At 59.2% G+C, this 24,017-nt stretch carries 26 protein-coding genes; 3 read left to right on the top strand and 23 right to left on the bottom strand.

Annotation, left to right across the window (positions count from 1 at the left end):
- Nucleotides 1-224 precede the first annotated feature (224 nt).
- From ACWGKN_RS00865 to iorA, 16 genes are all read right to left on the bottom strand, one after another.
- Nucleotides 225-344 (bottom strand): acyloxyacyl hydrolase, encoded by a 120-nt coding sequence (locus ACWGKN_RS00865; protein ID WP_452094499.1) that lies wholly within the window; start codon nucleotides 342-344, stop codon nucleotides 225-227.
- Nucleotides 345-898: 554 nt separating this feature from the next.
- On the bottom strand, nucleotides 899-1,510 hold the full coding sequence (locus ACWGKN_RS00860; RefSeq protein ID WP_452094498.1) for a TetR/AcrR family transcriptional regulator: 612 nt from the start codon (nucleotides 1,508-1,510) through the stop codon (nucleotides 899-901).
- A gap of 401 nt (nucleotides 1,511-1,911) precedes the next feature.
- Complete coding sequence (locus tag ACWGKN_RS00855; protein WP_452094497.1) at nucleotides 1,912-2,121, bottom strand: hypothetical protein; 210 nt, start codon at nucleotides 2,119-2,121, stop codon at nucleotides 1,912-1,914.
- Nucleotides 2,121-2,702 (bottom strand): pyridoxamine 5'-phosphate oxidase family protein, encoded by a 582-nt coding sequence (locus ACWGKN_RS00850; protein WP_424254165.1) that lies wholly within the window; start codon nucleotides 2,700-2,702, stop codon nucleotides 2,121-2,123. Before ACWGKN_RS00850 ends, ACWGKN_RS00855 begins: the two co-directional genes overlap by 1 nt.
- A gap of 17 nt (nucleotides 2,703-2,719) precedes the next feature.
- Nucleotides 2,720-3,520, bottom strand: a complete 801-nt coding sequence (locus ACWGKN_RS00845; protein ID WP_452094496.1) for a hypothetical protein — start codon at nucleotides 3,518-3,520, stop codon at nucleotides 2,720-2,722.
- A gap of 21 nt (nucleotides 3,521-3,541) precedes the next feature.
- Nucleotides 3,542-4,246, bottom strand: a complete 705-nt coding sequence (gene rph / locus ACWGKN_RS00840; protein ID WP_452094495.1) for a ribonuclease PH — start codon at nucleotides 4,244-4,246, stop codon at nucleotides 3,542-3,544.
- 92 nt (nucleotides 4,247-4,338) lie between these two features.
- The gene (locus ACWGKN_RS00835; RefSeq protein ID WP_035233629.1) at nucleotides 4,339-5,637 is read right to left on the bottom strand and encodes a phenylacetate--CoA ligase family protein; all 1,299 of its coding nucleotides are present in this window, start codon (nucleotides 5,635-5,637) and stop codon (nucleotides 4,339-4,341) included.
- Nucleotides 5,638-5,759: 122 nt separating this feature from the next.
- Complete coding sequence (locus tag ACWGKN_RS00830) at nucleotides 5,760-6,482, bottom strand: ABC transporter ATP-binding protein (RefSeq protein WP_452094494.1); 723 nt, start codon at nucleotides 6,480-6,482, stop codon at nucleotides 5,760-5,762.
- 15 nt (nucleotides 6,483-6,497) lie between these two features.
- A complete protein-coding gene (locus ACWGKN_RS00825) occupies nucleotides 6,498-7,253 on the bottom strand; it encodes an ABC transporter ATP-binding protein (RefSeq protein WP_035233632.1) in 756 nt (251 codons plus the stop codon).
- Nucleotides 7,253-8,332: a branched-chain amino acid ABC transporter permease gene (locus ACWGKN_RS00820; RefSeq protein ID WP_035233635.1), complete on the bottom strand. Its 1,080-nt coding sequence runs from the start codon at nucleotides 8,330-8,332 to the stop codon at nucleotides 7,253-7,255. Before ACWGKN_RS00820 ends, ACWGKN_RS00825 begins: the two co-directional genes overlap by 1 nt.
- Before the next feature lie 2 nt (nucleotides 8,333-8,334).
- The gene (locus ACWGKN_RS00815; RefSeq protein ID WP_035233638.1) at nucleotides 8,335-9,222 is read right to left on the bottom strand and encodes a branched-chain amino acid ABC transporter permease; all 888 of its coding nucleotides are present in this window, start codon (nucleotides 9,220-9,222) and stop codon (nucleotides 8,335-8,337) included.
- Nucleotides 9,223-9,294: 72 nt separating this feature from the next.
- Nucleotides 9,295-10,446, bottom strand: a complete 1,152-nt coding sequence (locus ACWGKN_RS00810; RefSeq protein ID WP_424254175.1) for an ABC transporter substrate-binding protein — start codon at nucleotides 10,444-10,446, stop codon at nucleotides 9,295-9,297.
- Nucleotides 10,447-10,714: 268 nt separating this feature from the next.
- A complete protein-coding gene (locus tag ACWGKN_RS00805; RefSeq protein ID WP_035233640.1) occupies nucleotides 10,715-11,146 on the bottom strand; it encodes an ACT domain-containing protein in 432 nt (143 codons plus the stop codon).
- A 15-nt stretch (nucleotides 11,147-11,161) separates the two neighbouring features.
- Nucleotides 11,162-12,472 carry a phenylacetate--CoA ligase family protein gene (locus tag ACWGKN_RS00800; protein WP_424254177.1) on the bottom strand — a complete coding sequence of 437 codons (1,311 nt, stop codon included), beginning with the start codon at nucleotides 12,470-12,472 and terminating at the stop codon, nucleotides 11,162-11,164.
- Nucleotides 12,473-12,482: 10 nt separating this feature from the next.
- Nucleotides 12,483-13,067: an indolepyruvate oxidoreductase subunit beta gene (locus ACWGKN_RS00795; RefSeq protein WP_424254179.1), complete on the bottom strand. Its 585-nt coding sequence runs from the start codon at nucleotides 13,065-13,067 to the stop codon at nucleotides 12,483-12,485.
- Nucleotides 13,068-14,855, bottom strand: coding sequence for an indolepyruvate ferredoxin oxidoreductase subunit alpha (iorA, locus tag ACWGKN_RS00790; RefSeq protein WP_035232477.1), 1,788 nt, complete (start codon nucleotides 14,853-14,855; stop codon nucleotides 13,068-13,070).
- A 309-nt stretch (nucleotides 14,856-15,164) separates the two neighbouring features.
- On the opposite strand from iorA, the gene ACWGKN_RS00785 reads away from it, so the two are divergent.
- Nucleotides 15,165-15,842, top strand: a complete 678-nt coding sequence (locus ACWGKN_RS00785) for a CBS and ACT domain-containing protein (protein ID WP_424254181.1) — start codon at nucleotides 15,165-15,167, stop codon at nucleotides 15,840-15,842.
- A 15-nt stretch (nucleotides 15,843-15,857) separates the two neighbouring features.
- Here the strand turns inward: ACWGKN_RS00785 and ACWGKN_RS00780 are convergent, their stop codons facing one another.
- The 5 genes from ACWGKN_RS00780 to ACWGKN_RS00760 all read right to left on the bottom strand — a co-directional run bounded on the left by ACWGKN_RS00780 (nucleotide 15,858) and on the right by ACWGKN_RS00760 (nucleotide 22,474).
- On the bottom strand, nucleotides 15,858-18,371 hold the full coding sequence (locus ACWGKN_RS00780; protein ID WP_452094493.1) for a CHASE4 domain-containing protein: 2,514 nt from the start codon (nucleotides 18,369-18,371) through the stop codon (nucleotides 15,858-15,860).
- Between the two features lie 113 nt (nucleotides 18,372-18,484).
- Nucleotides 18,485-19,138, bottom strand: coding sequence for a DUF2231 domain-containing protein (locus tag ACWGKN_RS00775; protein WP_035229621.1), 654 nt, complete (start codon nucleotides 19,136-19,138; stop codon nucleotides 18,485-18,487).
- Nucleotides 19,139-19,534: 396 nt separating this feature from the next.
- Entirely contained in the window at nucleotides 19,535-21,511 is a 1,977-nt protein-coding gene (locus tag ACWGKN_RS00770) for an ABC-F family ATP-binding cassette domain-containing protein (protein ID WP_452094492.1), read from the bottom strand.
- Between the two features lie 358 nt (nucleotides 21,512-21,869).
- On the bottom strand, nucleotides 21,870-22,223 hold the full coding sequence (locus tag ACWGKN_RS00765; RefSeq protein ID WP_424255772.1) for a type II toxin-antitoxin system PemK/MazF family toxin: 354 nt from the start codon (nucleotides 22,221-22,223) through the stop codon (nucleotides 21,870-21,872).
- Nucleotides 22,217-22,474 (bottom strand): ribbon-helix-helix protein, CopG family, encoded by a 258-nt coding sequence (locus ACWGKN_RS00760; protein WP_424255774.1) that lies wholly within the window; start codon nucleotides 22,472-22,474, stop codon nucleotides 22,217-22,219. Before ACWGKN_RS00760 ends, ACWGKN_RS00765 begins: the two co-directional genes overlap by 7 nt.
- 223 nt (nucleotides 22,475-22,697) lie before the next feature.
- Between ACWGKN_RS00760 and ACWGKN_RS00755 the strand changes: the two genes are divergently transcribed.
- Nucleotides 22,698-22,949 (top strand): type II toxin-antitoxin system Phd/YefM family antitoxin, encoded by a 252-nt coding sequence (locus ACWGKN_RS00755; RefSeq protein WP_035229613.1) that lies wholly within the window; start codon nucleotides 22,698-22,700, stop codon nucleotides 22,947-22,949.
- Entirely contained in the window at nucleotides 22,946-23,200 is a 255-nt protein-coding gene (locus ACWGKN_RS00750) for a Txe/YoeB family addiction module toxin (protein WP_452094491.1), read from the top strand. Before ACWGKN_RS00755 ends, ACWGKN_RS00750 begins: the two co-directional genes overlap by 4 nt.
- Nucleotides 23,201-23,306: 106 nt before the next feature.
- Here ACWGKN_RS00750 and ACWGKN_RS00745 read toward each other — a convergent pair whose 3' ends face one another.
- Nucleotides 23,307-23,735 carry a type II toxin-antitoxin system VapC family toxin gene (locus tag ACWGKN_RS00745; RefSeq protein ID WP_424255780.1) on the bottom strand — a complete coding sequence of 143 codons (429 nt, stop codon included), beginning with the start codon at nucleotides 23,733-23,735 and terminating at the stop codon, nucleotides 23,307-23,309.
- Complete coding sequence (locus ACWGKN_RS00740) at nucleotides 23,732-23,974, bottom strand: DUF6364 family protein (RefSeq protein ID WP_035229611.1); 243 nt, start codon at nucleotides 23,972-23,974, stop codon at nucleotides 23,732-23,734. Before ACWGKN_RS00740 ends, ACWGKN_RS00745 begins: the two co-directional genes overlap by 4 nt.
- Between the last annotated feature and the right edge of the window lie 43 nt (nucleotides 23,975-24,017).

Genomic DNA, 24,017 nt, shown 5'->3' with positions numbered 1-24,017 from the left:
GCAGTCTGTTGGAGCGTCGCCCTGTGACAACCTGTCTCAGGTTTTTCCCCGACATGTTTCTATCCTATAGAACCTGTCATTCCCAACGCATGATTGCCGCTCCACCAATATGTTGCAGTTGCGCTTGCATGACAATGGAATCAAGCCAATTGACCTGATGGGTTAGCGCGATCATTTTCCGGGCAAGTTGTTGATTTTCTCTCCACTTCCTGTCGAGATCCACATCAGAAAGTGAAACGAAGTTCGATCTGGGCGAGGTTCAAACTCGGGTTCTTGTCATAAATGCTGCCATTCGACTGATGGGACAATCGTACGGCGACAGAGAAGATGGAGGACAGGGGCAATCTGACTCCTGCATGGGATAGGAAAAATAGAGCCCCCCGAAGTCGTAATCACCCAGAACCGAGTCTTCCATGGCGCCAGCCCCGACTCCTGCGAAATAGACTACTTTGTGTTGAGGGGAAGTCAGCAATAAGTCGGTGGAAATAGAGGCGCTCAATCCATCCTCTTCATCCCGGTTCAGGACGTTCACAGAAAATTCACACAGAGTACCGAGATTCCAGCCGGATGAAAGCTGTCGACTCCACGGCAATTTCCTGGCGACGAAGATGTCATACTGCTCGATTTCTTCTCCATTAATCGAATCACCGACACGCATTCCCGCCGAATACGCGCCCGTTGCTGCCGACACCCCGTCTGTCGGCATGTGGAGAAGGCAGCCAACAAAAACAATGAGCACCAGACCAATCCTGTTTACCCGCATTCCTTCCCCTTTGAAAATGTGTTGATACGTCAACTGTCCTTCCGGGAATCTTTCCACCAGTTGCCGGCAGAGCTACAGATCCTCTTCCCGATGAGTACTATGGCACGGATTGGCCAAAAACTGATACAGCACCTTCTAATCAGAAGTACGGTATTCGAATAACCCCATTCGCAGCAGATCGATGACATGTCTTGCCAACAGATCAGGCTGATCATGTTCAGGCCTGTATCCCGGCATGAACTTACGAATCTTTTTCCCCTCAGAAGGGATGAGCACCAGATGGATGATCGACATGGAAAGCATATAGGGATCGTAACGAGTATTCAATTTGGCCACCAATGCATGCACAGCGAGAAAGAGATCCTTGAAGACATGGGTCGCCAGCTTTTGCTGCCGCACCTCTTCGCTGTCCAGTCTCACCCATTGCATAAGACGCAGGAAGTCTTCGTCCTTTGCCGCCAGATCGGCCAGGTTGGTAATGAAATTCTCGAGTTGCACCCACGGTGAATCAGAGTCCTTGAGATTGATTAACAGGGCAGTCGACTTTTCCCTGAATGCATGCGCCACAACCTCTAGATAGAGATCCTCCTTGTGGGAAAAGTGATAGTAAAGTGCTGCCGGAGTGAGACCGCAGACGGCAGCGACGTCCCGCATGGAAACCCCATCGTAGCCGAACACCGCGAAGAGGGGCACTGACAATTCCATAATCTCTTCCCGTTTTCCTCCCTTGCCGATAAATTGACTCATTGAATCACCTTGGTTAAAGGCCACTCAGAAACTAAACGAACGTTTAGTAAAATAATAGAAGCAAGGTTCTTCCTTGTCAAATATATAAGTCGGCCAGCTGATTATTATCGAAGCAAGAGGAGGCTCCGATCACCCCTTCAGATCTCTTCCAGCCTGTCTCAGGCGATTGATTTCCCCTGGTGCATGGCGGAATTGATCAGATATGCCGGTTCTGACCGCAACAGATCGTATCGGTTATTATACTGTCGAGGCGCGATGTATCATGAAAGTTGAAAGGAAGAGAGCCCTCGGAGGAATATCGACGTGCAGTCCTCCAATAATGCGCTGGAATCTTACGAGAGTATAGCCGGTATTCAATCGCTACCGGTAGACGGGTACGGTTGGTTAGATCGCATTGCCGGTTAAGGTTGTCGGACAATCACCGCCGGGGCAGCAACCCTGATGCCGGAACTGTTCCCCATCTCTTGCCGGTAGAGTTCACCCAGCGTACGGACAACTTGAATCCCCAGGGACATGGGGGCGACCTCCGGCCAGTCGCACATCCTGCCGGAATACTGATGGAAATCCCGCATCATGGTGTCCCCCCAGTCAAACAGGACGACGGGGGGCATCAGCGGATCAACCGGGACGCCTCCAGGTCACCCGGCAGGCCCCGTTTCTCGAGATAGGCGCGGATCCTGGCCTTGTCGGCCTCGTTCTTCTTCTGGGCCAGGTCGCTCTTCCCAGTCATTCTCTCAATCCGCACGGCGACCACATGACAAGCCGCCGCCTCCGGATCGGCAGCGGTGATCCGGCTGAACCCGGGTTCCCCCTCGTGGACCGCCATCAGGGCGTTGAGGGCGGCAACCTTCTCCTCTACCGCAGTGACGACCTCAGCCCGGCCGCGGATGACCACCGAGTGGTAGAACTGGTGCACCTGGCAGGCCGGGGCCTCGGGGTCGCAATCGGTCCCCTTGTAGGCCAGCGGGATATCGACCTCGAAGCAGACCCTGGCGTCGGCGGCGATGTTGTCGAGCTTTTCCCCTTTCCGGGCGCAGTGGAAATAGATCGCCCCCTGCCAGTAGACATAGTTGAGCGGGGTGATATAAGGGTAGCCATCGGCGCCGACCGTGGCCAGCCTGCCGATCCGGCAGCGCCCCAGAATCTCTTCGATCTTTTCCTTGTCCTGCACCTCGCACTGGCTGCGCCGCATTGCTCTCCCCCTCGTTATTATATATCCAGACCTGGGACGGCCGCCGCTTCGAGACCGACCACCTCCTTGATTGATTCCTTCCAGTGGATGGTCGGCAGATCACGGAGTTGCCGATAAATCTCCCATATCCGGGCATCATCCTGCTGCCGTTCGATCTGCTCGATCTCCCGGGCCATCTCCGGCGAATCACAGAGCACCCGTTCGCCGATCCGGTTCATTTTGCCGATCCAGATCGAGTGGCTGACCACCGGCAACAGGTCATGGACCATTGCCACCACATCACCGCTGTCGAGCATCGGCTCGACGCTCACCGAGGTCGCGAATCCCTGGTTGAAGGCCAAAGCGAGACTGGCCCGACGCTCGGCATACCCCGGCGCCTGCGGTTCCCAGAACGACAGGATGCCGTCGTCGCGGGCGGTGATGGTGAACCGGAAGAGCAGCTGCCGCCGGAACCGCTGCAACTCCCGGCACAGTGCCTCGATGCAGCGGCGATGCGGTTTCGACACCACCAGCACCCGATTGCCGGCCGCCAGCAGGTTGACCAGAACGGCACAGCAGACAGCCAGATTTTCCGGGACGATATCGTGGTGGGCCGGAAACATCACCTGGCCGGGATACAACGGGTACCGGCGCTGCACGGCCCCGGCATCGATCCGGAAGGTCGGCCAGTCCGCCGCCGATACCAGGCGCAGGCGGTCGACCTGCTTGGCGCGGGCGTAGCAATAGCGGCAGCCGTGGGGGCAGCCGAGGCCGCAGTCGACGGTGGCGACAGCCCACTCGGCGGTGCCGCGGACCGGTTTTTTGAATTCCCTTTCCATCCGTCCGGGCGATCGTGCTTGCTACCGCCCGTCCTCCCAGAGTCCCAGGAGATCGGTGATCCCCTTGCGCGCCAACGCCGCCATCGCCACAAAACTCTCGTGCGCAAAGGGGACTCCCTCGGCCGTCGACTGGATCTCGATCCAGCGGCCGTCACCGGCCATGACGAAATTGGCATCGGCCTCGGCCGCCGAGTCCTCGGCGTAGTCGAGATCGAGCAAGGCCAGGCCGCCGACCAGGCCGACCGAAACGGCGGCGACCGGCAGGACCGGCGGCAGCACCGCCAGGCGTCCGTCGGCAACCAAGCGGCCGATGGCCTCACGGACGGCCAGCGCCGCCCCGGTGATCGAGGCGGTGCGGGTGCCGCCGTCGGCGTTGAGCACGTCGCAGTCGACCCGCAGGGTCCGTTCGCCGAGCGCCTTCAGGTCGACCATCATCCGCAGGCTGCGGCCGATCAACCGCTGGATCTCGAGGCTGCGGCCGGATTGGCCCGCGGTCTCGCGGCGATGACGGGTCGAGGTGGCACAGGGCAGCATGCCGTACTCGGCAGTGATCCAGCCCTGTCCCCGATCCTTGAGAAAGGGCGGCACCGCCTCTTCGATCGTGACGGCACAGAGGACATGGGTATGACCCATCCTGATCAGCACCGAGGCATCGGCCTGGGGCTGGAAACCTCTCTCGATGGACAGTGGTCGCAGGCAGTCGGCGGCCCGGTTCAGATAACGCATGGTGTTTCGGTTTCCTCGGATGCAAAAGGCCTGGCCACCGTGACGGGCGATCCAGGCCGTGGGTTGGAACAAGGTAGTTCCCGGCTGAACGGCTAGAACTCTCTCTTATCGATCACCCGGGAGCCCTTGCCGTCGAACCGCTCCAGGGTCTTCTCCTCGACCAGTTTCACCTCGACGCTGATCCCGAGTTCCGAGGCCAGGCGGCGCTGGATCGTCTCGACCAGGGCCCGCTGCTTCTTCATCTCGTCGAAGAAGATCGACTCGACCGCCTCGACCATGACCGTCACTTTGTCCTCATTGCGCTCGCGCTCGACGATGATCCGGTAATGCGGCTGGGTACCCTCGATTTCAAACAGCACCGACTCGAACTGCGTCGGAAAGACATTGACCCCCTTGATGATCAGCATGTCGTCGGAGCGCCCCATGATCCGGCTGATCCGCTTCAAGGTCCGGCCGCAGGGGCAGTCTCCGGGCAGGAAGCGGGCCAGGTCGCGGGTGCGGTAGCGGATCACCGGAAAGGCCTCCTTGGTCAGGGTGGTGATGACCAGTTCCCCCACCTCGCCGGGCGGCACCGGCTCGAGGGTCGCCGGGTGAAGGATCTCGACCAGGAAATGGTCCTCATTGAGATGCAGGCCGTTGCATTCCAGGCACTCGCCGGCCACCCCGGGTCCCATGACCTCCGACAGGCCGTAGTTGTCGGTGGCGATGATGCCGAGGCGCTCGTTGATCTCCCGCCGCATCGCCTCCGACCATGGTTCGGCGCCGAACAGCCCGTACCTGAGCGACAGACCATTCGGATTGATCCCCATCTCCATCATCACATCGGCGATCTTCAGGGCATACGACGGGGTGCAGACCAGGGCCGTGGTCTTGAAGTCCTGCATGATCTGGATCTGGCGTTTGGTGTTGCCGGAGGAGATCGGGATGACCGAGGCCCCCAGCCGTTCGGCGCCGTAGTGCAGACCGAAGCCGCCGGTGAACAGCCCGTAGCCGAAGGCGATCTGGATCACGTCGTCGGCGGTCACCCCGGCGCTGCACAGGATCCGCGCCGCCAGATTCGACCAGGTCCTGATATCGTTTCGGGTATACCCGACGACGGTGGCCATGCCGGTCGTCCCGGACGAGGAGTGGACCCGGACGACGTCGCGCAGGGGCACGGCGAAAAGCCCGTAGGGATAGTTGTTGCGCAGGTCCTGCTTCGTCGTGAACGGCAGCCGCCGCAGTTCATCCAGCGAGGTGATGGCCTCGTAATCGACCTTGAGCTCGTTGAATTTCTGCCGATAAAAGGGCACATGCGTCCCCACCCGGTAGAGGGTGGACTGCAACCGTTCCAGTTGGAGCTGCTCCAGGTCCTCCCTGGCCATGCATTCAAGTTCCTTTTCCCAAAACATAGGATCTTCTCCGGCTGAAGTTGAAATTGTTCCCTGGCCCCGGTTCCAGGGGCTCCGGCCGGACTCCGCCGCCCCCGCGGAACCGGTTGTCGCCGGGGAGGCCCGCTGTCGGAACGTTCCGGCTATTCGATCTTTTCCCGGCCGAGATAGGCCCGCTGGACATCCTTGTTGGCCAGCAGGTCCTCGGCGGATCCCTGGAGAATGACCTTGCCGGTTTCGAGCACATAGCCGCGATCGGCGATGCCCAGCGCCGCCTTGGCGTTCTGCTCGACCAGGAGGACGGTGTTGCCCTCCTGCCGCAGCCGGACAATGATCTGGAAGATATCGCGGACGATCAGCGGCGCCAGACCGGTCGACGGTTCGTCCATCATCAGCAGCGACGGTCGCGACATCAGGGCCCTGGCCATCGCCAGCATCTGCTGCTCGCCGCCGGACAGGGTCCCGGCAAACTGACTGCGGCGATCCCGGAGGATCGGAAACAGACCGTACTGGCGCTCGAGCAGCGCGGACAGATCCCTTCGCCCCGCCCGGCCCAGACAATGACCGCCGAGCAGCAGGTTCTCCTCCACCGTCATCGAGGCGAAGACCTGCCGTCCCTCGGGTACCATGACGCAGCCCTGACGCGGTATTCTCGAGGCCGCCAGCCTGGTGAGCTCCTGGCCCTGGAAGCGGATTTCCCCGGAAGTGGCGCGGATGAGGCCGGCGATCGTCGACAGCAGGGTGGTCTTGCCGGCGCCGTTGGCCCCGATAATGGTAACGATCTCGCCGGGATTGACATGCATCGAGGTATTCTTCAATACCCGCAGCCGGCCGTAACCGGACTCGAGATTCCGTATTCTCAGCATCCCGTCGCCGTCCCCCTATTCACCGAGATACACCTTGATCACCTCCGGATCCTTCTGGATCTCGGCCGGCAATCCCTCGGCGATCTTCTCGCCGAAGCTGAGGACCACGATCTCCTCCGAGATATCCATGACCAGCGACATGTCATGCTCGACCAGGAGGATCGTCACCCCCAGGTCCCTGATCCTGGTGATCAGCCGGCCGACCGCGGCGGTCTCGTAGATGTTGAGACCGGCCGCCGGTTCGTCGAGAAGGAGGAGTTTCGGTTCCAGGGCCAGGGCTCGGGCCAGTTCGACGGCACGTTGCTGGCCGAAGGACAGACTGGTCGCCTCGCTGTCGGCGCAGTCGGCGATGCCGAGGAGATCAAGCAGTTCCAGCGCCTTTGCCCGGATGGCCGACTCCTCCCGGCGACAGCGCGGCGTCCGCAACATCGAGGCGATAAAGCCGACTCCCGACTGGACATGGCGGCCGACCATCACGTTCTCGAGCGCCGTCATCCCGGCGAACAGCTTGATATTCTGGAAGGTCCTGGCAATACCGAGGGCGGCAATGCGGTACGGCTTCAGTCCCTGTATCGCCTTGCCGTGAAAACGGACCTCGCCTGAGGTGGGGGCGAGGGCCCCGGAGATCAGGTTGAACAGCGTCGTCTTGCCGGCCCCGTTGGGACCGATGACCGCCTTGATCACCCCTTCCTTCAGTGAAAAGCTGACATCGTTGACCGCCTGAAGGCCGCCGAAGCGCTTGCCCAGTTGCTGCAATCGCAGGAGCGCCATCAGGATGCCCCCTCTTTCCTGCCCTTGGCCTTCGATCCAACCCGGTTCCACAGGGCACCGAGGCGAAGATTGAGGATCCCGCCGGGAGCGAAGAGCATGATGAGGATCAGGATCAGGCCGAACACCGCATCGTCGTAGGAGCCGAACAGGCCGCGCAGCGACAGGAAATTGAGAACCACCCCCATGATCATGGCGCCCCAGATGTTAGCCATGCCGCCGACGGCGACGATCGCCACATAGCGCACCGATTTCATGATACCGGCCTCGGAAGGGCCGATGCCGCCGTTGTAATGGGTAAGCAGGACCCCGGCGAGGGCGGCGAAGACCGCCGACAGCACGAAGGTATAGAGCTTGAAACGGGCGGTATCGACGCCCACCGCATCGGCCGCTTCGATCGAGCCATGGATCGCCCTGAGCGCCCGGCCGGCCCGCGAGTCGATCAGGTTGCGCAGCAGCAGCATGCCGAGGAGGAGCACGCCCCAGGCGATGTAGTAGTTTTCGACCCGGCTGGAAAACTCGCCGCTGACACTGAGTCCCGGCAGCAGCGTGAACCCCGGAACGCCGGAAATGCCGTCGGCCTCGCCGAAATAGCTGCTGGCCAGGACGATCCGGTAGATGATGATGCCGAAACCGAGGGTGGCCATCGCCAGGTAATGGCCCTTCAGCTTCAGGACCGGAATGCCGAGCAGGAAGGCGACGGCGGCGGCCGTCAGGACGGCGATGGCGCAGGCGGCCCACGGCGTCACCACCAGCTGGGCCTCGCCGTAGATGTCCTGGCCGGCGATCAGGCAGCCGGCGGCATCGAGCAGCCGCACGAGGAGAGTGTCCTGGAAGGCGACGAGACTCCGGGTGGTCAGGGCCGCCGCCAGGTAGCCGCCGATGGCGAAAAAACCGGCATGGCCCATCGAGATCTGGCCGGCATAGCCCATCAGCACGCAGAGACCGATGATGAGCAGCGAATAGTAGGCCGACATCGTCAACTGCGTCAGGTAGAAGAGGCTGTCGGTGGCGCTGCACACCACCTGGACCAGGCCAATGACGGCAAAAAGAGGCAGCAGGGCGAGGTTGCTCCACTTCACGGTCAGAACTCCTTCAACCCGGCGGCGCTCGACCCGAACAGGCCGTGCGGTCGGACGAAGAGAATCACGAGCAGGAGGGCGATGGAGATGGCGTCCTGGAAGGCGAGCGGCACCACGGACACCGAGAAGGCCTCGATCACCCCGAGGAGCAACCCGGCGGCGACGGCGCCCAGCGAGTTGCCGAGCCCGCCGAGGATGGCGACGGTGAAGCCCTTGATCGCCAGACCGGTGCCGATATCGTACTGGGTATAGGTGATCGGTGACATCACCGCCCCGGCCACGGCGCCGATGCCGGCGCTGAGGACGAACGACAGGGTCACCATGTTGCGGGTATCGATGCCGCAGAGGACGGCGGCGGTGCGGTTGGCGGCGCAGGCCCGCATCTCCCGCCCAACCGACGTCATCTGGAAAAAGACGTTGAGAAACAGGACCATCAGACCGCAGGCGCCGATCACCCACAGGACCTGGGGCGACACCCGGGCACCGAGGACGGCGATGGTGCTGACCTCGTTGCCGACGAAATAGGGCAGGGAATGGACATTGTCGCCCCAGATATGGAGGGCCGCCTCCCGGATCAGGATCGAAATGCCGACGGTGATGATGACCAACCGCAGCACGCCCGGATTGTGCAGCCAGCGGATGAACAGGATCTCGATGGCGGCGCCGATGGCCATGGTGCAGAGAACGGCGACGGCGATCGCCAGCGGCAGCGGCAGAAAGTGGAGAAAGGTGATCGCCAGCATACCGCCGAGCATGACGAATTCTCCCTGGGCGAAATTGATGATGCCGGTGGTGTTGTAGATGATGTTGAAGCCGATGGCGACAATCGCGTAGATGCTGCCGTAGGTGATGCCGGCAACCAGGTACTGGATGAAGAGTTCCACTGTCATAGGATACAACGTCCCGGAACGAATCGACAAAAAAAGGCCGGAACGATCACCGTCCCGGCCTGGAATTACCGGCTATCTGCCGATATAGGGGACGAATTTGCCATCCTTGACGGTCATCATCTCGAAGGCATCGAGGGTCAGCCCGTTATGATCGGTGGCCGAAAAATTGTAGACGCCGCCGGTCCCCGGCAGGTTCTTCAGACCCTCGATCGCCGCCCGGATCTTGTCCTTGTCGGGGCCGGCGACGGTCACCGCCTTCTCGAAGATCATGAAGGCGTCGTAGCCATGGCCGCCGAAGGTGGAGGCGGTTTCCTTGTATTTCGACTCGTAGTCCTTGACGTATTTGACCAGCAGGGCCTTCTGGGGATGACCGTCGGGCAGCTGGTCGGCCATCAGCAGCCGGCCGGCCGGGAAGATGACGCCCTCGGCGGCGGCCCCGGCGGCATCGACATACTTGATATTGCCGAACCCATGGCTCTGGAAGATCGGGACCTTCCACCCGGCCTGGCGGATATTCTTGACGACGATCGACTGGGCCGGAACCACCGACCAGTTGATGACGCCCTGGATTGCGGGGTTGGCCTTGATCTTGGCCACGGCAGCGGAGAGGTCGGTGGCCTTGGCGTCATACACCTCGGCCTCGACCACCTCGATCTTGTACTCGGGGGCGATCTTGAGGATCTGTTCCCGGCCGGCCTTGCCGAAGCCGGAATTGTCGACCAGGACCGCGATTTTGGAGATCCCCAGTTTGTTCATCTCCATGAAGATCTTGCGGGCGGCGTAGGAATCGTTCTGCGGGGTCTTGAAGACATAGGAGGCCACCGGGTCGACGATCGCCTCGGCGGCGGCACAGCTGATCAGCGGGGTCCTGGCGTCCTCGAAGATCTTCTTCAGGCTCATCGTCTCGCCGGAGGTGGACGGGCCGAGCACCGCCACGACCTGCTGTTCCTCGAGCAGCTGCTTGGCCATCGAGATCGCCTTCTCCGGGCTGCCGGCGGTGTCCTTCAGGAACAGCTCGACCTTGCGGCCGTTGATACCGCCCTTGGCATTGACTTCCTCGACCAGCATCTCGAGGGTGTTGGCTTCGGGCCCCCCGAGAAACGAGGCCGGTCCGGTGACGGCCAGGACCGCCCCCACCTTGATCGTCTCGGCCCAGGACGACGAGGCCAGCAACAGACAGGCCGCGGCCGCCGCACTTACAGTCCTGCGCATGATTCCCTTCATAAATCTCCTCCTGTTTATGAAATCGCCCCGCATGGTTCGAATAGGCAACCAGCAAAGCCGGAGCCAATAACCCTACAACGCAACATGTCAATATAGACACAACATGCAGTATTCGTACTCCGAAGCGACCCACAGCATGCGGAACGCATGTTCATAAGTGCCGTTGTAGGGATAAAGGATCCCTCAACCGCCCTGCCCTCCCGCTCCTGCTGTTGATCACCTGCAATCAAATTGTGTACCTACCATGATCACCTGCTGTTGCAAAGGACTATAACGCGCAGATCTGCTCACCGGTCAGCATCGTGAAACCGGCGGCCTGCAGCGAGCTGATGGCCTTGTCCATGTCCTCGAAGCGGAAGATCAGGACCGCGTTCTCGCCTGTCTTGTTGACGAAGGCATACATGTACTCGACATTGAGACCGGCCTTCTCGATGCTCTTCAGGACGGTCGCCAGACCGCCGGTCCGGTCCGGCACCTCGACCGCCAGGACATTGGTCTTGCCGACGGTGAACCCGTTTTCCTTGAGCACCTTCTTGGCCAGTTCGACCTTGTCGACGATGAGCCGGAGGATGCCGAAATCGGCGGTATCGGCCACCGACAGGGCCCTGATGTTGATGTTGTTGTCGGCGAGAACCGCGGTGATCTCCGCCAACCGCCCGGATTTATTCTCCAGGAACACTGCAATCTGTTCAACACGCATTGTGGCCTCCTGCGATTATATCTTGCGTTTGTCGATGACGCGCTGGGCCTTGCCCTCGCTGCGCTGGATCGTCCTCGGTTCGACCAGTTTGACCGTACAGGTCACCCCGAGCATATCCTTGATCTCGACCTGGATCTTCTTGGCGAGATTTTCCAGGATCCGGATCTCGTCGGAGAAGGTCTTCTCGCTGACCTCGACCCGCACCTGCATGGTGTCGAGGTTGCCCTGCCGTTCGACGACGATCTGGTAATGGGGTTCGACCCCCTCGATGCCGACCAGGACATGCTCGACCTGGGACGGGAAGACGTTGACGCCGCGGATGATCAGCATGTCGTCGGTACGGCCGGAGACCTTCTCCATCCGCACCAGGGTCCGGCCGCAGGCACAGGTCTCGTAGAACAGCCGGGAGATATCCTTGGTCCGGTAGCGGATCAGCGGGATGGCCTCCTTGGTCAGGGTGGTGAAGACCAGTTCTCCCAGTTCGCCGGGCGGCAGGACGCGGCCGGTATCGGGATCGATGACCTCGGGCAGGAAGTGGTCCTCGAAGATGTGCAGGCCGCCGCTGGTCTGGAGGCATTCCATCGCCACCCCCGGGCCGATGACCTCGGACAGGCCATAGATGTCGACCGCCCTGATGTTGAGCTTCTTCTCCACCTCTTCGCGCATGTTCTCGCTCCAGGGCTCGGCGCCGAAGATCCCGATCCTAAGCGACAGGGTGGCCGGATCGACCCCCATGGCGTCCATAGTGTCGGCGAGGTTGAGGGCATAGGAGGGCGTCGACATCAGCACCGTCGGACCGAAGTCCTGCATGATCGTGACCTGGCGCTTGGTATTGCCGCCGGACACCGGGATGACCGCGGCACCGAGCCGTTCGGCGCCGTAATGGGCGCCGAGGCCGCCGGTGAACAGACCGTAGCCGTAGGCATTGTGGACGATATCCCCCCGACCGGCGCCGGCGCAGGTCATGGCCCGGGCCATCAGATTGGCCCAGGTGTCGATATCCTTCCTGGTGTAACCGACGACCGTCGACTTGCCGGTGGTGCCGGAGGAGGCGTGCACCCGGACGACTTCATCGAGCGGCACGGTGAACAGGCCGAAGGGATAGTTGTCGCGCAGATCATCCTTGTAGGTGAAGGGCAGCTTCTGCAGATCGGCCAGGGTCCTGATGTCGTCGGGTTTGACCCCCGCCGCATCCATCTTCCGCCGATAGGGCTCGACCTTGTCGTAGACCCGCGCCACCAGCCGCCGCAGCCGCCTGAGCTGGATCGATTCCAGACCGGCCCGGGGCAGCGTTTCCATCTCCTCTTCCCAATACGTTGTCGTCATTGCTCTTCTCCTATGCGCCGGCCTTACGCCCGGCCTCAAACGCCTTCAGATTCACTTCCCGGAACCGCTCCGGCACCCGGCTCCCGATCACCTCGGCAAAGATTGCCGCCTTCACCGGCAGGAAAACCGAGAGGACCCCGACCATTACCACATTGGCGGTGCGCACCTCCCCGACCTGCCGCGCCAGCTCGAAGGCGTCGACCGGCACCACCTTGATGCCCAGGGCGGTGAGATGATCGAGGATATTCTCCGGATAGGCGGTCTGGCCGGTGGCCACCGCCGGCGGCAGGATCCGCTGGGTATTGACGATCACCGTGCTGCCCTGGTGCAGCGCGCCGACATAGCGCACCGCCTCCATCATCTCGAAGGCCACCTGGATGTCGGCGCAACCCGGTTCGATCAGCGGCGACCAGACTTTTTTGCCGTAGCGCAGCTGGGCGGTGACCGATCCGCCGCGCTGGGCCATGCCGTGCACCTCGCTCTTCTTGGCGTCGTAGCCGGCCGCCAGCAGACTATAGGCGGTGATCTCACTGGCGAGCAGGATGCCCTGGCCGCCAACCCCGGAAAAGAGGATGTTTCCCATCGACTCCATCATCTACTCCTCCTTCCTGGTAATTGCATTGAATTTGCACAGCGACGCACACTGGCCGCAGTCGTTACAGATGATCTCATCGATCTTCGACACCCCTTTCTGGCCCTTCTTGTAGCCACGCTTCTCAGCCTCGCCTTCGGCAAAGGAATTCCAGCTGATCGCCGGACAGCCGAGGCGGATGCAGGCCATGCAGCCGACGCAGTTCTCCTGGTTGGTGAAATAGGACACCGGCCGGCGCGCCTTCATCTCCGGCAGCAGGACACAGGGCGCCCGCGAGATGACCACCGACGGCTCGCTCAAATCGACCGCCTCCTTCAGCACCTTCCGGGTCTCGGGCACGTCATGGGGGTTGACGACGAAGACGTGCTTGACGCCGATCGCCCGGCACAGCCCTTCGATATCGAGGGCATGGGCCGGCTCGCCCGTAATCGTCGCCCCTGAGGCGGGGTTGGGCTGCTGGCCGGTCATCGCCGTGATCCGGTTGTCGAGGATGATCAGCGTCGAGGCGGATTGGTTGTAGACGGTGTTGATCAGGCCGGTGATGCCGGAATGGACGAAGGTCGAGTCGCCGATGATCGACACCACCTTGTCGTGGGCGCCTTCACCCAGGGCCTTGGCCATGCCGTGGGCGATCGGCACCGAGGCGCCCATGCAGACGCAGGCGTCCATGCTCGACAGCGGCGGCAGGAACCCCAGGGTGTAGCAGCCGATATCGCCGGAGACGAAGACCTTCATCCGCGACAGGTTGTAGAAGATGCCGCGGTGCGGGCAGCCGGCGCACATGTTCGGCGGCCGGGGCGGCAGTTCCACCGGGGCGAAACCCTGCCGGCGGGAGGTCGGATCGATGGCGCCCCGGATGATCGCGGTGTTCAGTTCACCGATGGCCGGGATCAGGTCCTTGCCGTGGCAGCTGATGCCCATCGCCTTGACATGGGTCTCGAGGAAGGGATCGAGTTCCTCGACGATATACAGTTCATTGACCAACGCCGCGAATTCACGAATTTTCTCGGACGGCAGCGGCCAGCAGATCCCGAGCTTGAGAACGGAGGCGTCGGGGAAGGCCTCCTTGACGTAGAGATAGGATACCCCGGAGGTGATGAAGCCGCGCTTCCGGTCCCCCATCTCGATACTGTTGAACGGCGAGATCTCCACCAGTTCCCGCAGCCGGTGCATCCGCTGGTCGACTACCTCGCGGCGTTTCTTGGCGAGGCCGGGCAGCATCACCAGCTTGGCCGGCACCTTGGTGATCCCGACCTCCACCTGCGGCACCATTTTTTTGCCAGGTGCCACCACCCCCTTGACATGCGCCACCCGGGTGGTGATCCGCAGCATGACCGGGGTATCGAAGTCCTCGCTCAGGACGTAGGCCGCCTTCAGCATCTCCTTGGCCTCCATCGGGTCGGAGGGCTCGAACATCGGCAGCTTGGCGGCGAAGGCGTAGTTGCGGTTATCCTGCTCGTTCTGCGACGAATGCATTTCCGGATCATCGGCGGTCACCAGCACCAGGCCGCCCCCGACCCCGGTATAGGAAGCGGTGAACAGCGGATCGGCGGCGACGTTGACCCCGACGTGCTTCATCGTCGCCAGGGCCCGGGCCCCGGCGAAGGAGGCACCGATTGCCACCTCCAGACCGACCTTCTCGTTGGGCGCCCATTCGCTGTAGACCCCCTCATACCGACACAGGTTTTCGAGGATTTCGGTCGAGGGGGTGCCCGGATAACCGGAGGCTACCTTCACTCCCGCCTCCCAGGCGCCGAGGGCGATGGCCTCATTGCCGGACATCCACAGCATTTCGTCCTTTGCGTTCGTCACGGTTTCTCCTGATGGTTGTTTTTCTCGATACGCCGAACAACAGGCCCAGCGGCCCCGACAGCAGCGCACCCGCAGTGAAATAACAGAGCAAGTTACCCTGAAAGTCTTCTCCCCGGCAAGCCTTTTTTTGTCCCTCTCACGGCCCGCCGCCATGCCCGGCCGAACCGGGATCGGCATCGCTGCATTTATAATATAACTGGCTGCAATCACCGTCATTATGATATACTGACGGCAGTACCGGAAAACAGTCGCCACCAGTCAACAACCTTCTGCATAGGGAGATATGTCATGTATATCGGCAGAATCATGCACACCGACCTGATCACAGTCGCCCCGGAGACCTCGCTGTCGGATGCGCGGGATCTGATCGAGGAAAAGAAGATCGACCACCTGCTGGTGGTCGACCGGCACAAGAAGCTGGTGGGGATCGTCTCCGACCGCGATCTCAAACAGAACTGGGCCTCGCCCGCCACCTCGCTCAGCGTCCACGAACTCAACTATCTGCTGCAGAAGGTCGAGGTGAAGATGATCATGACCAAAACGGTCGTCACCGTGTCACCGGACACCACCATCGAGCGCGCCGCCTACATCATGCAGACCCGGGACATCAGCTCGCTGCCGGTCATGGAGGGGGAAGAGCTGGTCGGCATCATCACCAGCACCGATGTCATGGAGGTCCTGCTCGAGGCCATCGGCATCAGCGACGACAGCGTTCGTCTCGGCATCTTCGTCCGCGACAGCATCGGGGCGCTGGCCGAGGTCATGGAACTGCTGCGCAAGGCTGCGATCAACATCCAGAGCCTGTTCTGCTGGCCGGAAAAGGATCATCCCGGCGTCACCCAGCTGGTCATACGGGTGGCGGCAGCCGACGGCGACAGCGCGATCAGGACCCTGACCGATGGTGGCTTCAAGGTCAAGACCCGCTACGAGAAGGATATCGTCCCGTTCCTGCCGCCGATGACCTGACCAGGCACCCGGGGGTCAGCTCTGGCTGCGGCCGTCCCGGCCGCTGTCGGCCTGCAGGACGTCATGGATGACGGTGGCGATCCTGCCGACGAAATATGGCTTCTTGACAAATCGGTGCACTCCGAGAGCCAGCGCCTGCTGGACATCGGCACTCTCGGAGAAGCCGCTGGTAATGATCGCCTTCTGTCGCGGATGGGTCTCGATGATGCGGCGGTAGGTTTCGCAGCCATTGATCCCGGGATCCATGACCATATCGAGGATGACCAGGTCGACCCTGCGCTCGGCCAGGTACCGCACCGCCTCCTCGCCGCTGGGGACTGATTCGCCGCGATAGCCGAGGTTCTTGAGGATATGGAGGGCGATCATCCGCTGCCGCTCGTCGTCATCCACCACCAGCACCGTCTCCCCATTGCCCCGGTAGCGATCGAGGTCGACGTTTTCGGAGACGGCATCGATCTCATCCCTGTTGGCCGGGAAATAGAGCTCGAATGTCGTTCCGCCTTCGCCGCTTTCAACGGTGATGACCCCATGATGGTCCTGGACCGTGCTCCAGGCCATCGCCAGCCCCAGTCCGGTACCGCTCCGGCCGACGACCTTGCGCGAATAGAAGGGCTCGAATATCCGTTCCAGGCTCCCTTCCGGAATCCCGATGCCGGTGTCGGCCACCGTCAGTACTGCATACTCGCCCCGCTCCATCCCCGGATGACCCGGCAGATCTCCGTCGCAGTACTGGTTGCGGGTCGACACCCGGATCTCCCCTTTGTCGCGGATCGCCTCGGCGGCGTTGGTCACCAGGTTCATCACGCATTTCTTGATGTGGATCGTCGAACAGCTGATGTTGAGGAGATCCGGCGCCAGCACGGCCCTGAAGGTCACATGGCTGTGCAATGCCTTGAGGGCATTGAATTCCGAGGACGCAGTATATTCACCGATAATGGCGTTGAGGTTGTTGTTCTCGCGACTGGTGGAAACGCCGCGGGCCAGCGACAGCAGATCGTCGACCACCGCCGCAGCGCTCTTGCCCGATTCGCGGATGGCCTTGAGCGGCGTGCCCAGGGGGCTGTCCGGCGACAGGCTCATCAGGATCAGTTCCGGATAATTGACAATGCCGCAGAGGATGTTGTTCAGGTCGTGGGCGACACCGCCGGCCATCAGACCGAGGGATTCCATCTTCTGCGACCGGCGCAGCTTGTCCTCCATCGCCTCCTTTTCCTGCTCCGCCCGCTTCTTTTCGGTGAGATCGCGGATAGCGTTGACCCTGATCCGGCGTCCCAGAAACTCGGCCCCGCGGATCTGGATCTCGACCGGGAACGTGCTGCCATCCTTCTTCAGCCCGGTGGCCTCGAACGGCCGTTCCTCCTTCTCGAGAACCTTGCGAATGACATACTCCCGGTCCTCCGGCGCGACCCACATATTCGCATGCTGGCCGATCGCCTCCTCCCGGCTGTAACCGAACATCGCCTCGGCCGCCCGGTTCTGCTCCAGGCAGCAGCCCTTCTCGGTCAGAAAAATTGCCTCGAAGGCCGCATCTGACAAGGCATTCAACCGCTTTTCCGACAGGCGCAGCTGATCGGTCCGCTGATCGACCAATTCCTCGATCTCAACCTGTCGCCGGCGTGACTTGTGGATCGACATGAAGGCAAGGATGACAATAAAGGATATCGCCAGACTGAGACTGATGAGAACGACAAACGACGAAACATGTGCCGTTTTTTTCCCCTGCTCCATGATCGTGCGGGGGTTGGAGGCGGTGACGAGCAGGCCCGGCCGCCCCCGCAGATCCTTGAGCAGGCCGATGGCGTTGATGAAATTTTCATCGACCGGTTCGCTGATCAGCTCTTTGTCCTGCAGATCGGCGACCAGTCTCCGTTCCTTTTCCGTAAAGACCGATGTCAGAGGATCCTTGACCGTGAAGTCGACCTGAGTCTGCCGATTGAGATCGATGACTGTCTCCTTCTCCAGGAAACGGCCGAGGAACATGGTCCCATGACTCGGGCCTTTTGCGTCGCTGGTCAGGATCTTGTGTGAGGTGATGAGCAGCGGACCGTAATGGGTGAGGAGAATGCCGGAAAAGTTGATCGCCTTGTCATTGGAAGAATGTAACAGGGGATGACCGGGAGGAAAGACCTTGTCGGGAAACTGCTCCAGTCTGACCGGTTCGACGGTTGCCGGGTCGATCGCCTTGCCGTAGACAATTTCCCCTTTGACATTGAGGACGTAGATCAGGTGAATGCCGGTCGTGACAAGGGTATCCCAGGCGAAATTCGATTCAATGAACTTCTGGTTGCCATCTTCGGCGAAGGTGTACATGTCATCCCACTGGGCCCAGTCGGTGGTCAGGGTCTGGACATGGAGGACCTCCCGCTCGATGGCGCCTTTGCTACGGGCCAGATTCATAGCGAGTTGCCTGAGTTCGAGCTCGGCGAAACCGGGCAGGATCAGGTTGAAGCGGATGAAATGATCACCGGCCACCATCGTGAGGGTGAAAACCGTGACAAGGACGACCCATTTTTTCGTGTCAATGCGCATGGCTAATGGATATTCCGTAAATTCGGAGAATGTCCCCTCGCCGCCGATCAATCTCCCAGATTCAACCCTATGTAAAATTCCCGAGGCGTTTTTCAGACCTCATCCGTTTCCGTTCATCTCCCCCGGCCGGCAAAGACCAGCTTGCCGCCGATGTGCCCGGTAATCGCGGCACCGGCAAGCATGACCAGGCTGATGCCGAGATAGACCAGCCGATTGGTCGAAGCCGGATCGGTCACCATCGGATCGATGAACCGCCAGATCACCAGGATGAGAAGGCAGACGAGAACAATGATGCTGCAGGATATCTTGAGCAGGAAGAGAAAGGTCTTTGCCCCCTGGTAGCGCCGCTGCCACTCGAGATAGCCGGTGACGATGACGAACGGCATCGTCGCCAGGACGAAGACCATGTTGAAAAAGGCTGCCTCCCTGAAGCTTTCGAGGCCGAGAAACGCACCGATGACGAGAAAAACCACCGATGCCGGCAGCAGGCCGTTCGGAAAATGAACCGATATAGGGTGCAGATGAAGTCGGAGCACCAGCTTGACCAGTATCCCGCCGAATCGTGATGGTTGCGGTCCGGGAACCGCAGCCGTCTCCTGGCTGACAGGCGCCGTCGTGGCCTCCTCGGCCGGAGCGGCGTTCATTTCATTGCCATTCGCATCGATCTCGGCAAATTGAATCCTGTCGGCCATGCAGATCGGACATTTCTCCGGGGGTTCCGCCCCTTCATGAATATAGCCGCAGACCTTGCACTTCCACCTTCGCATCGCAATCCCCCTTCAATAGAGTATCAATCGGTCATGGCTGGAAAAGCCCTTTCCTGCCAACGACGCCACCTCCCTGTTCCGTCGCTGTTGCCCCTGCAATTCCTGAACATGGAGCCTTTAGCAAAATGAACAAAATAACACCGTTCGTCCCACTCGTATCTCGGAGGACCGATACAATTTATATCGTCATTTCGAGCGATAGAGAGAAATCTCGGTTTTCAGGACGATGAGATTTGTCCCTCCGGTCGAAATGACGGAATCTGTAGCAGATCATTTTACAAAAGATTCCGGGCAACCATCAATGTCGGTTACCATACAGTGATTGCGACCTTTCGACAACGGGATTCATTTTCATCGGGCGCCCCGATCTCTGCCCGATCGAGGCAGATGAACCATTCAGCCGGCCAGGTCCCGGTCGATCTCTTCAACCTTGCCCTGGGCCGTCTCCCATCGCTCATACCATCTCTCCAATCGCCGTTTGCACTCCTCGTAGGCCCGGCTGGTCGCCGCCCAGGCCTTCTCGTCGCGGTACAGGTCGGGGTCGGCCATCTGGGCCTCCAACTCGTCCTTTTCCGCCTCGAGTTTTTCCACCTGCTGTTCCGCCTCCCCGACCTTCTGCAGCCAGGGACCGGCCCGACGGCTGCGTTCCTGGCGCAGCTGGGCCTCCTGTTTCTTACGCTCACGCCGGTTATCCCGGGAGGTATCGCCGTCGCCGGCCGCCTCGCCCCTGGCGGCCGCCGCCGTCGCCGCCTCCTGTTCCACGCCCAGCTCGGCCTGCTTGATCAGATAGTCGGAGACATTGCCCTCATACAAGGTGATCCGGCCATCTCTGACCTCGATCACCCGGTTGACGAAGCTGTCGACGAAATAGCGGTTGTGGGAGACGACGACGATGGTGCCGTCGTACTGGGCCATCGCCTCCTGCAGCACCTCCTGCGAACTCATGTCGAGGTGGTTGGTCGGCTCGTCGAGCAGCATCAGGTTGGCCGGGGTGGCGATCATCCGCGCCAGCGCCAGCCGGCTCTTCTCGCCGCCCGAAAGCACCGCCACCTTCTTGTCCACCTCGTCGCCGCGGAACAGGAAGGCCCCGAGCAGCGAGCGCATCCGGGTGATCGTCAGGTCCTCGCCGACCAGGGCCATGGTCTCGAGCGCCGACAACTGCGGCGACAGTTCCTGGGCCTGGTGCTGGCCGAAGTAGGAGCGGCGGACATTGGCGCCGAGCCGGACCTCGCCCCGATCCGGCTCGATCAGCCCGGCGAGGATCTTGAGGAAGGTCGACTTGCCGGCGCCGTTGACCCCGACCACCGCCGCCTTGTCGCCCCGCTGCAGCTGCAGCTCGACATCGCCGAAGACCTGCCGGTCGCCGAACCCTTTGGCCAGCCCCTCGACCTGGAGCACATCGCGGCCGGCGGGCGGGGCCGGCGGGAAGGTGAAGCGGATCTGCTGTTCGTCGTCCTCCAGCTCGATCAAGTCCAGCTTCTCCATCTGCTTGACCCGGCTCTGGACCTGCTTGGCCTTGGTCGACTTGGCCCGGAACCGCTCGACGAACCGCATCGTCTGGCGGATCTTGGCCTGCTGGTTGTCATAGGCCGCCTTCTCCACCGTCCGCCGCTCCTCCTTCTCCCGGACAAAATACGAGTAATTGCCCTTGTAGGCGGTCAACCGGCCGAGACTGATCTCCCAGGTGATCTCGGTGGTGCGGTCGAGGAAGGTCCGGTCATGGGAGATGATCGCCATCGCCCCGCGGTGGTGGCGCAGAAACTCCTCGACCCAGGTCAGCGACTGGAGGTCGAGGTGATTGGTCGGCTCGTCGAGCAGCAGCAGCGACGGGGCCTCGAGCAGCATCTTGGCCAGCATCAGCCGCATCAGCCAGCCGCCGGAAAAGGATGAGGCCGGGGCCGCCAGGTCATGCTGGGAAAAGCCGAGACCGAGCAGGACCTTCTCGATCCGCGCCCGGACCGTATAGATGTCGCTGCCGTCGAGGCGGTGCTGGATCTCCCCCTGCCGCTCCAGCATCTCGCGGAACTCGTCGCCGGCCGGATCGCAGGTCTTGAGTTCCTCGTGCAGCTGGTCGGCCTCCCGCTGCAGGGCGAGCAACGGGGCGAAGGCGCTCTCCGCCTCCTCGTAGAGGGTCTTCTGCGACAACAGGGCGCTCGATTCCTGCGGCAGGTAGCCGACGGTAAAATGGCGCGACCGGTTGACGACGCCGTCGTCGGTGGCGGTGATCCCGGCCATGATCTTCAGCAGCGTCGACTTGCCGGCGCCGTTGACTCCGATCAGACCGATACGGTTGCCGGCATGGACCTGAACCGAAATATCCTTGAACAGGTACTTGTCGCCGAAACGGACATCAAGGTGATTGACCGATAACATGCTTGTATATAATTATTCTTGTTATATTGAACTGTTATACCAGGCAAAACGCATCATTACCGAGTCCGGACACCAAGGATGTCCGCAACCCCTGCCTTATACCAAATATCTGTATTAACATTACAATGTTATCAGAGGCACGGAAGAGTATACCAGCGGTGCGGAATAATTGAAATTCCTTTCACTGCTGTCCAAAAGAGGTCGTAAGCAGAAAGCCGTCCTGGTGAATTGTGGTGCAAGACCTTTGCACCAGCGCAGGGGTAAGCCGCCCCCGCACATGACTTTGGTTCGGAGCGCGTGCTTCCCGGCGCTCGTCCTGAACCTACGGTAGAAGTTTTTTAAATATGAATTCTAATAGTTATGCCTCTCGTGGCTCAGTGAGGAGTTTTATGCCATAAAGAATTTCATCAAATCTTTTTTCTGAAATTTTTCCAATTTTTTCAGCCAAATCTGCTTTGTTGACAGTGTAAATTTGAGAAATATTCACAACGCTTTGCTTGGAGAGGTTGGCTTCACCTTTATTGAGCAAAACATTGCCAGGTGCTTGAGATCTTTTAAGGTTTGAAGTAAGTGCGCAAACCACTACTGTGTTTATTCTGCTCGCGTTAAATAAATTATTTTGGATAACGACGTGTGGATGGCGATAGCCTGGCTCAGACCCCGTTGGTTGGCCAAGGTCGACCCAATATATTTCACCTTGTTCGATTACCATGACTCTTGCTTAATGATTTTGCTGTGTTCAGCTCTCATGGATTGAGAAATTTTTTTCTCCTCATCATCTGGGTAGTCACTATATGCTTCATTTAATTGGGCAAGTAACGATTGGTTTTCTTGCTTTTTCAAATAATCTTTGACTGCAATGGTAAACAGTCGACTACGCGAAACGTGCATATCTCTTGCTAGTTTATTGACTTTGTTGAATAATTCTTCATCTAACGAAATTGCTGTTTTTACTCCACCCATAATTCACCTCATGCAATGTTGAATATTTATAATATGCAATCGGTTTATACTATTGTCAATACTTACGGTGGGAATTTGTGTGAGACTGCCTACGGTGAGATAACCGGCCGGCCAAAGCGCTGCCCACTTTCAGGACGCGCTGTATTCCGTTCAGGTTTATTGACTTGTTCTGTATTTTGACCTATTGTACAATTAACAGTACATATCAACCATGAGGAATAACATGAATACAATTACATACAGCTCGGCTCGAAGCAACCTCGCACAAACGATGGAAAAAGTTTGCGATGATCACGCCCCGGTCATTATCACTCGAAAAGCAGCTAGACCCGTCATAATGATGTCTCTTGATGACTATGAAGCCCTCGAAGAAACTGCCTACCTCCTGCGAAGTCCCAAAAATGCTCGCCGATTGCTTGAGTCAATTGCGCAACTTGAAGCAGGCAAGGGGACTGAAAGGGAGTTTGCAGATTGAAGCTCATATTTTCAGAACATGCCTGGGACGAATATCTTTACTGGCAAAATACCGATAAAAAAATTTTGCAACGGATCAAAACATTAGTTCGAGCCATTGAACGAATGCCATACGAGGGGATAGGGAAACCTGAACCTCTGAAACATAGCCTCTCCGGATATCGGTCTCGTAGAATCACGGATGAGCACCGCATCGTTTATAAGGTTGAAAATGATTCCCTCATAATTGCCCAACTTCGATATCATTATTGATATTCCCTTTCGCATCAATTTCCCAACATAACGGTGAAATAACCTGCCGGCCGAGGGGCTGCCCACTTTAAGAACGCGGCTATTTCCAATCAGGTTTATCGGCTTGTTATGTGTTATTTTTTAATGATTCTAGAGCATTGATAAATTCTTTTGGCTCGAAAATTGGTAGTTTTGAATTTTTAAAATCGGCAATATTTCTTGTTACAATATATTTTGCCCCGGCATGACATGCAGCCGCATACAGAACTGCATCTTCAAAGTCTTTGAATTTTGACGCAATTGCATTTTCAAGCACTAAACGATTTACAGGGGCAATGACGAAAAGCGAGAGGAGGGATTGAATATGACGGGAAGCCTCCTGAGGTCCAAGAGCTTTGCTGGCGATATAATAGATAGTTGTTACTGTTGTTGCACAAATAAAACCTATAATTTCAGACTGTTCAACTTTTGACAATAAAAAAGATGCCTCGTTTGAAAAAGGCTCTCTGTCCAAAAGAACATCTAAAATGACATTGGTATCAAAGAAGGTTTTCATAAATATTTTTCGTCTAGATATTTCTTGTAATCTTTTTCGTCTACTTGCTTCCCTTTAAGTATTCCTTTCAATGATCTTATAGTTGGAGTGAGCGTTTCTTCCTTATTCAACTTCTCATTTTTTATTATTTCAAATAGATCAGCAACGATCCGCGACACAGATTTTCCAGTTTGCGCGGAGTACTCTTTGGCTGATTCAATCAAATTGTCGTCCATCCGTAATGTCAGCTTAGTAAGCATGGTATCCTCCTGTTCGTTTGACGTATATTATGTTTATATTAAT

It is taken from the genome of Desulfoprunum sp. (genome assembly GCF_053613775.1).
Note: the sequence above shows the minus strand (reverse complement) of the source record. Positions and strands in the feature narration are given on the sequence as shown.